General features: G+C 62.3%; 9 protein-coding genes and 1 other RNA gene. 5 read left to right on the top strand and 5 right to left on the bottom strand.

Annotated elements, in window-relative coordinates:
• Positions 1-22 precede the first annotated feature (22 nt).
• The 3 genes from OLZ32_RS37785 to ffs all read right to left on the bottom strand — a co-directional run bounded on the left by OLZ32_RS37785 (position 23) and on the right by ffs (position 2391).
• Entirely contained in the window at positions 23-346 is a 324-nt protein-coding gene (locus OLZ32_RS37785) for a YbaB/EbfC family nucleoid-associated protein (protein WP_003544342.1), read from the bottom strand.
• Positions 347-368: 22 nt separating this feature from the next.
• Complete coding sequence (locus tag OLZ32_RS37780; RefSeq protein WP_264425454.1) at positions 369-2249, bottom strand: DNA polymerase III subunit gamma/tau; 1881 nt, start codon at positions 2247-2249, stop codon at positions 369-371.
• Between the two features lie 45 nt (positions 2250-2294).
• An RNA gene (gene ffs / locus OLZ32_RS37775) (signal recognition particle sRNA small type) lies at positions 2295-2391 on the bottom strand.
• Between the two features lie 89 nt (positions 2392-2480).
• Here ffs and OLZ32_RS37770 point away from each other — a divergent pair.
• From OLZ32_RS37770 to OLZ32_RS37750, 5 genes are all read left to right on the top strand, one after another.
• Positions 2481-2891: an HIT domain-containing protein gene (locus OLZ32_RS37770; protein ID WP_003544345.1), complete on the top strand. Its 411-nt coding sequence runs from the start codon at positions 2481-2483 to the stop codon at positions 2889-2891.
• Positions 2888-3847, top strand: coding sequence for an NAD(+) diphosphatase (nudC, locus tag OLZ32_RS37765; protein ID WP_017989933.1), 960 nt, complete (start codon positions 2888-2890; stop codon positions 3845-3847). Before OLZ32_RS37770 ends, nudC begins: the two co-directional genes overlap by 4 nt.
• A gap of 4 nt (positions 3848-3851) precedes the next feature.
• Positions 3852-4547 (top strand): helix-turn-helix transcriptional regulator, encoded by a 696-nt coding sequence (locus OLZ32_RS37760; RefSeq protein ID WP_003544349.1) that lies wholly within the window; start codon positions 3852-3854, stop codon positions 4545-4547.
• A gap of 71 nt (positions 4548-4618) precedes the next feature.
• The gene (locus OLZ32_RS37755; RefSeq protein WP_003544351.1) at positions 4619-4879 is read left to right on the top strand and encodes a hypothetical protein; all 261 of its coding nucleotides are present in this window, start codon (positions 4619-4621) and stop codon (positions 4877-4879) included.
• A gap of 157 nt (positions 4880-5036) precedes the next feature.
• Positions 5037-5405, top strand: a complete 369-nt coding sequence (locus OLZ32_RS37750; protein ID WP_003544353.1) for a VOC family protein — start codon at positions 5037-5039, stop codon at positions 5403-5405.
• A 113-nt stretch (positions 5406-5518) separates the two neighbouring features.
• Here the strand turns inward: OLZ32_RS37750 and OLZ32_RS37745 are convergent, their stop codons facing one another.
• Complete coding sequence (locus OLZ32_RS37745) at positions 5519-6373, bottom strand: prephenate dehydratase (protein WP_003544355.1); 855 nt, start codon at positions 6371-6373, stop codon at positions 5519-5521.
• A 10-nt stretch (positions 6374-6383) separates the two neighbouring features.
• Positions 6384-7139 carry a 3-deoxy-manno-octulosonate cytidylyltransferase gene (locus OLZ32_RS37740; RefSeq protein WP_264398631.1) on the bottom strand — a complete coding sequence of 252 codons (756 nt, stop codon included), beginning with the start codon at positions 7137-7139 and terminating at the stop codon, positions 6384-6386.
• Positions 7140-7179: the final 40 nt, after the last annotated feature.

The raw sequence follows: 7179 nt of genomic DNA, 5'->3' as shown, positions 1-7179 counted from the left end.
AGCGGTTCAGCTTTTCATCGCCTCAGAATGGCAGCTTGAAGCCGGGCGGGATCGGCAGGCCTGCGGTCAGCGCTTTGGTCTTTTCGGCGGCGAGCGCCTCGGCCTTGTCCTTGGCGTCCTTGTGGGCGGCGACGATCAGGTCCTCGAGGATCTCGACGTCGTCTTCCTTGAACAGCGACGGATCGATCTTCAGGCTCTTCAGCTCACCCTTGCCCGTGATGACGACGGCGACGAGACCGCCGCCCGCCTTGCCTTCGGCCGTGAGCTCGGCGATCTCCGCCTGCATCTGCTCCATTTTGGCCTGCATTTCCTTGACTTTGCCCATCATGCCCATGATGTCGCGCATCGTCTCGCTCCTTGTTGAAACTTTAGAATTCTATGTCGTCGCCCGGCAGGATGTCACCTTCCTCGGATTCGGCGGCGGCCGGCGGCGTCGCCTCGCCTTCCTCCTCCTCCGGTTCGGGCGCCCGTACGCGCACGTCGATGATCTTGGCACCGGGAAAATGCGCAAGGATTGCCGCCACGTCAGGGTCCTGGCGCGCGTCGATCACATGCTGTTCCCGCGTCCTGGCCTCCGCTTCGACCAGCGTCGGCTGGCCCTCGTCGCGACTGAGGCTGACGATCCAATGGATGCCGGTCCATTCCTTCAGCTTGACGGCGAGCTCGTTGAGCAGCGTCGTCGGCGCACCGGGAGCCAGGCTGACGTCGAGCCGGCCGGCTTCGATCCTGACCGGGCGCAGGAAGGTGCGCACCATCGCTTTCAGCTTCGGATCGCGTTTTTCGGTGGCGAGGTTGACGATATCGTTGACGGAATTGACCGTGACGAGCGGCTTCGGTGCTTCCGCCGGTTTTGGCTCGATCCGCCCGACAGGCATGGTCTCCGGCTGGCTGCTCGGCACGGCACGCAGCATCGCCACCGGCGCGGAAGACGGCGGCTGGCTCGGCGCGGTTTCCGCTGCACGCGCCGTGACTCCGTTCTGATAGGAAACCCGTGTCCCGTTGCCGCCGCCATTGCCGGACGGCGGAGAGGAGGGCCGTGTCCCGGCATTGTCGCCGGAAAATTCGGCAAGCCGCCGCGCCGCGTCCTCGGGCGCCGGCAGATGCGCGGCATGTGCAAGCCGGATCAGCACCATTTCGGCTGCCCCTGCCGTCCGCGACGAGCCTTCCGTTTCCGGAATGCCCTTGAGCAGCATCTGCCAGATCCGCGACAGCGTCGTCACTGCAACGCCCTTGGCGAATTCCGCCGCCTTGGTGCGTTCGACCTCGCTGAGCGAAGGATCGTTTGCCGCATCCGGCACATATTTCAGCCGCGTCACCAGATGGGTGAAATCGGCAAGATCGGTCAGCACCACCACCGGGTTGGCGCCGGCTTCGTACTGGTTCTGGAACTCGCCGAGGGCTGAGGCCACATCACCCTTGACGATATGCTGGAAGAGATCGACGATCCGGGCGCGGTCGGCAAGCCCGAGCATGCCGCGCACGGCTTCCGCCTGCACGACGCCTGCGCCATGAGCGATCGCCTGGTCGAGCAGCGACAGGCCGTCGCGCGCCGAGCCTTCGGCAGCACGCGCGATCATCGCCAGCGCGTCGGCTTCCGCCTCGATCCCTTCCTTGGCCGCGATTGTCGTGAACAGCCCGACGAGATCGGAGGCGCTGATGCGGCGCAGGTCGAAGCGCTGGCAGCGCGACAGCACGGTGATCGGCACCTTGCGGATCTCGGTGGTGGCGAAGATGAATTTCACATGCTCCGGCGGCTCTTCCAGCGTCTTCAACAGGCCGTTGAAGGCCTGCGTCGACAGCATGTGCACTTCGTCGATGATATAGACCTTGTAGCGCGCCGAAACCGGCCGGTAGCGCACCTGCTCGATGATCTCGCGGATGTCGTCGATACCGGTATGGGAGGCGGCATCCATCTCGATCACGTCGACATGCCGGCCTTCCATGATCGCCTGGCAGTGCTCGCCGGGCGTGCGGAGGTCGATCGTCGGCTTGTCGATTTCCGATGTCTTGTAGTTCAGCGCCCGCGCCAGGATGCGCGCCGTCGTCGTCTTGCCGACGCCGCGCACGCCGGTCAGCATGTAGGCTTGCGCGATGCGGCCGGTCTCGAAGGCGTTGGTGAGAGTGCGGACCATCGGCTCCTGGCCGACCATCAGGTCCGTGAAATCCTTGGGGCGGTATTTGCGAGCCAGCACTCGGTATCCGGTGCCCGTCGAGGCGGCATCTTTTGATTGTCGCTCGGTGTCGCTCATCGCCCTGCTTGTCGCCCGGACTGTCGGGCACTTCGTGGAGAGAAGGTGGGAGGCTGGCACGATGACCCGTGCCGGGCTCGTTAGGGCTGCTTCCTTCCGGACCTGACCCGGTTGGCGAGTGGCTCGTCCACCACCAACCTCCCGGATGCACATATCGGCAATATTGTCATCAAAAGCAAGCCAACATGCGAAAAAACTGCTAGTCGTAGGAAAAGACAGGAGGAATGCCCTTTGAAAGGTTTCGCGCTCGACCCCCGGCTGGAAAACGACAGCGTCAGCATCATGGTCACCGGCCTCTGCGATCTGAGATTGTCGAAGGACGCCCGTTGGCCCTGGCTCATTCTCGTGCCGCGCCGGGCTGAGATCACCGAAATCTTCGAGCTGACACCGCTCGACCAGGTGCTGCTTGCCTTCGAGACGGAATTGGTCGCCAAGGCGCTGAAGGAGATCACCGGCGCGACAAAAATCAATATCGGGGCTCTTGGCAATATCGTCCGCCAGCTTCATGTTCATGTCATTGCCCGCTTCGAAGGCGATGCCAACTGGCCGGGTCCCGTCTGGGGCTTCGGGCGCGCGGAGCCCTACGAGGACGGAAAGAGAGACGAATTTATAGCGAAGCTGCGGGAAGCCCTGTCATCATGAGTCATTCGCTTTTCGATTCGGATGTGCCGCATCCCGAACCCAGCAATCTCACGGCCTTTGCCGCCAACGACCTCAATCGCGATTCCGAGCATCGCGACGAGCAATCCGTCGAAAGGGCACTGGCTAAGGAAGGCACCCATATCTTCGCCTTCGCGAGGGATAAGCTGGTGCTGAAGCATGACGGCCAGGTGCTCGATCCGCTCTTTGCCCGTTATGAGCTGCAGGAATTGCAGCCGGATTGGGACGAGACCGTGCTTCTCGGTTACCGCAAGAGCGGCGAGCCGCGCCTTGCCGTTCCCGTCGGCATCGACGTCGACGACCTCACCAGCCACTACAAGCCTGCCGACGGCCGCACGCTGTTTCGCGAAATGCTGATCGACGAGGTATTGCTCGGCGAATTCGCCCAGGCCGCAAGCCTCATCCGTTGGAATGGCGACAACCGATTCTGCGGCCGCTGCGGCTCGGCGATGGAGATCCACATCGGCGGCTACAAGCGTGTCTGCGCCGCCTGCGAGCACATGATCTTCCCCCGCACCGACCCCGTCGTCATCATGCTGACGGTCGACGAGCAGCGCGACCTCTGCCTGCTCGGCCGCAGCCCGCATTTCGCGCCGGGTATGTATTCCTGTCTTGCCGGCTTCCTCGAACCCGGCGAGACCATCGAGAACGCCGTGCGCCGCGAAACGCTGGAGGAATCGGGCATCCGTACCGGCCGCATCCGCTACCACGCCTCGCAGCCCTGGCCGATGCCGCATTCACTGATGATCGGCTGTTACGCCGAGGCGAAATCCACCGAAATCAGCCGCGACGAGACCGAGCTGGAAGATTGCCGCTGGTTCACCCGCGAGGAAACGATGGAGATGCTGGAACGCCCGAGTGCGACAGGCAGGGCCTCGCCGCCGAAAGGGGCGATCGCCCACCGCCTGATGCGTGACTGGGTGGAGTGGAAGCGGTAGCGCCATGCCGGTCGCCCGCTCGGAACGGTTGCTGACGCTGCTCCAGACGCTCCGGCGTTACCGGCGGCCGGTGACTGGCACGGTGCTGGCACAAGAGACCGGGGTGAGCCTGCGCACGCTCTATCGCGATATTGCCAGCCTGCAGGCCCAGGGCGCGATGATCGAAGGTGAAGCCGGCATCGGTTATGTGCTGAAGCCCGGCTTCATGCTGCCGCCGATGATGTTTTCCGAAGAAGAGCTGGAGGCACTGGTGCTCGGCTCGCGCTGGGTGGCCCGCGCCGCCGAGCCGCGCCTTGCCGGCGCCGGCGCCGATGCACTGGCCAAGATTGCCGCCGTGCTGCCGGCCGATATGCGCGAGATGATCGATTCGGCAGCACTTTTCGTCGGTCCCAAACGCAGGGACGAGGACAAGGCTGACGTTTCGGCCATCCGCAGGGCGATCCGCCTGGAGCGTATCCTCGAACTGCATTATGGCGACGAGCAGGGCCGTATTTCGCGCCGCCGCGTCTGGCCTTTCGGGCTCGGCTATTACGAGCACGTGCGCGTCCTCATGGCCTGGTGCGAACTGCGCCGGGATTTCCGCCATTTCCGCACCGATCGCATCATCGACATGGCCTTGCACGAGGTGCGTTATCCCCGCCGCCGCACGGTGCTCCTCAAGGAATGGCGCGAGACGCAAGACGTACCGATGGAGAACTGAACGCTGCTGCCATAAACTGTCAGCAGCCAGGGTTATTATCAGTCTCAATCCATCAGGAAGGAGTACTGATCATGGTAACGCCTCCAGCCATTCATTTCGCGAACGACCGTTTTGCAGCCGAGTCCTTTGCCGATGTCATTTCGGCCGAGACTTTTGCCGATGTCCGCCAGTCAGCGCCGTCCGGCCTGCTGCACCTGGTCATGAACATTTTCCGATTTCGCAGAGGAGACCGCACCGGCCTCGACCTTGAAGCGACACCGGATTACCTGAAGCGCGACCTCGGCTTCATCGACGGACGCGACCCGCACTGCGAGGACCGTTTTCCGCTCTAAAGCACATGCGCGACCGCTTTAGGCCGCCCATCCTTATCAACATTCTGCCCGACGAGAACGGGGCGTTGCGATCGCAACGTCCCGGTAGCCTGCTGCCATAATTTGTCAGCAGGCGAGATTTCTCGCGGCACCATTCTTAAATAACGGGAGAACCGAAATGACCAGCCCCAACCTCATCATTCTTTACGTCAAGGACCCAAGTGAAAGCGCCAGCTTCTACCGGAATCTGCTGAACCGCGAACCGGCCGTGGAAGCGCCGAATTTCGTCGCTTTTCCGCTTGAGGGAGGCTTCACGCTCGGCCTCTGGCGGCGCAGCAAGGTCGAGCCGCAGCCCTCCGCCATCGGCAACCGCGGCGAAGTGGCCTTCATGGTCGAAGGAGAAAATGCCGTCGCCAGGCATTATGAAGACTGGCGCCAGCGCGGCCTGCCGATCGCCCAGGAACTGACCGAACTGGATTTCGGCCCGACCTTCGTCGTGCTTGATCCGGACGGGCATCGGCTGCGTGTCTGTGAGCCGGATAAATAATTGAGGCGACTTGCGGGGCTTGCCTTGGAGCATGATGCCGAAAAGTGTCAGCGGTTTTCGGACAACATCATGCTCTAACTATTTAATTTAGAACAGGATGACTTCATCCTGTTCTAAAGCAGGCCTCGCATTGCATGCCCCTTGTAGACGCCGAGGATGCGGACTTTCTCGGAAAAGAAGCGCAGTTCCTCCAATGCCCGGCGCACATTCGGATCGTTCGGATGGCCCTCGATATCGGCGTAAAACTGGGTCGCCACGAATTTTCCGCCGAGCTGGTAGCTTTCCAGCTTGGTCATGTTGATGTTGTTGGTGGCAAAACCGCCGAGCGCCTTGTATAGCGCGGCCGGAATGTTGCGGACGTTGAAGACGAAGGTGGTGACGACCTTTTCTTCCGCCGAATTCCGCTGCGCCCATTCCTCGTCGCGAGACAGGACGACGAAACGGGTGACGTTGTTTTCCGTATCCTCGACGTTTTCGGCGATGATCTCGAGCCCGTAGAGATCGGCGGCAAGGCGTGGCGCCAGGGCGGCCATCGAGCGGTCGCCGGTTTCCTGCACGAGTTTCGCCGCCCCTGCCGTATCGCCGGCGATCACCGGCTTCCAGCCGTTGGCGCGAACGATCTTGCGGCACTGGCCGAGCGCGTGGATATGGCTGTGCACGGTGCGGATCTCGTCCTTGGTAACACCGGGCAGCACCATCAGCTGGAAGCGGATCGGCATGAAATATTCGCCGATGATGTGCAGCCGCGACTCCGGTAGCAGATGGTGGATATCGGCGACCCGCCCGGCGATCGTGTTCTCGATCGGGATCATCCCGATATCGGCATCGCCGTTGTCGACCGCCGTGAACGCATCCTCGAAGGTCTGGCAGGGCAGCGGCTCCATGGTCGGAAACATGTCGCGGCTCGCCATGTCGGAATTGGCACCGAATTCGCCCTGGAAGGCGATCCTGTTGGTCTTGATGTTCATGATGTTTCCGTCAGTTTGACTTTGCGGAGAGGATGCGCCGCGCTTTTTCGAGGTCGGCGGGAGTATCGACACCGAGCGGAACCGTGTCAACGATCTCGGCGTCGATGCGCATGCCGGCTTCCAGCGCCCGCAGTTGCTCCAACGATTCGCGCTTTTCGAGCGTCGAGGGGCCGAGCGAGACGAACCGTTCGAGCGCCGCGCGCCGATAGGCATAAAGGCCGATATGGTGGTAGAGCGGCCCCTGGCCATAAGGGGCGGTTGCACGCGTGAAGTAGAGCGCGTGCAGACGGTCGCCGGAAATCGGAGAGCCGACGATCTTGACGATGTGCGGCGCGGTCTTGTCTTCCTCATTGTCGATTTCGGTCGTCAGCGTGCCGATATCGACCGCCTCGTTCTCGAGCGGGCGCAAAGCCGCGCGCACTGTTTCCTGATCAATCGTCGGCAGATCGCCCTGGATGTTCACGATGATTTTCGCCTTTCCGTCCGGATCGACTTTCGTCAGGGCCTCAAAGATTCGATCGGAACCCGATTGATGGTCTACGCGGGTCATGACGACTTCGAAGCCGGCAGCCGCCACGGCATCGAACACTCTTGTGTCGTCGACGGCGACGACGACGCGGCCGATGGCTGCCTCCCTCGCGCGCATCGCCACCTGCACGATCATCGGCAGACCGCAAATATCGGCCAGCGGCTTGCCCGGAAGCCGGGTGGAGGCCATGCGTGCCGGGATCAATACGAGCACGCCGTCTAAATTTGAATCACTCATTGTTCGGGCCTTCTATTCCGGGCTGAAAAGTGTCAAAAAG

The sequence above is a fragment of the Rhizobium acaciae genome, assembly GCF_025941625.1.
Classification (GTDB): Bacteria; Pseudomonadota; Alphaproteobacteria; order Rhizobiales; family Rhizobiaceae; genus Rhizobium; species Rhizobium acaciae.
This window is presented reverse-complemented; position numbering and strand designations above follow the sequence as displayed.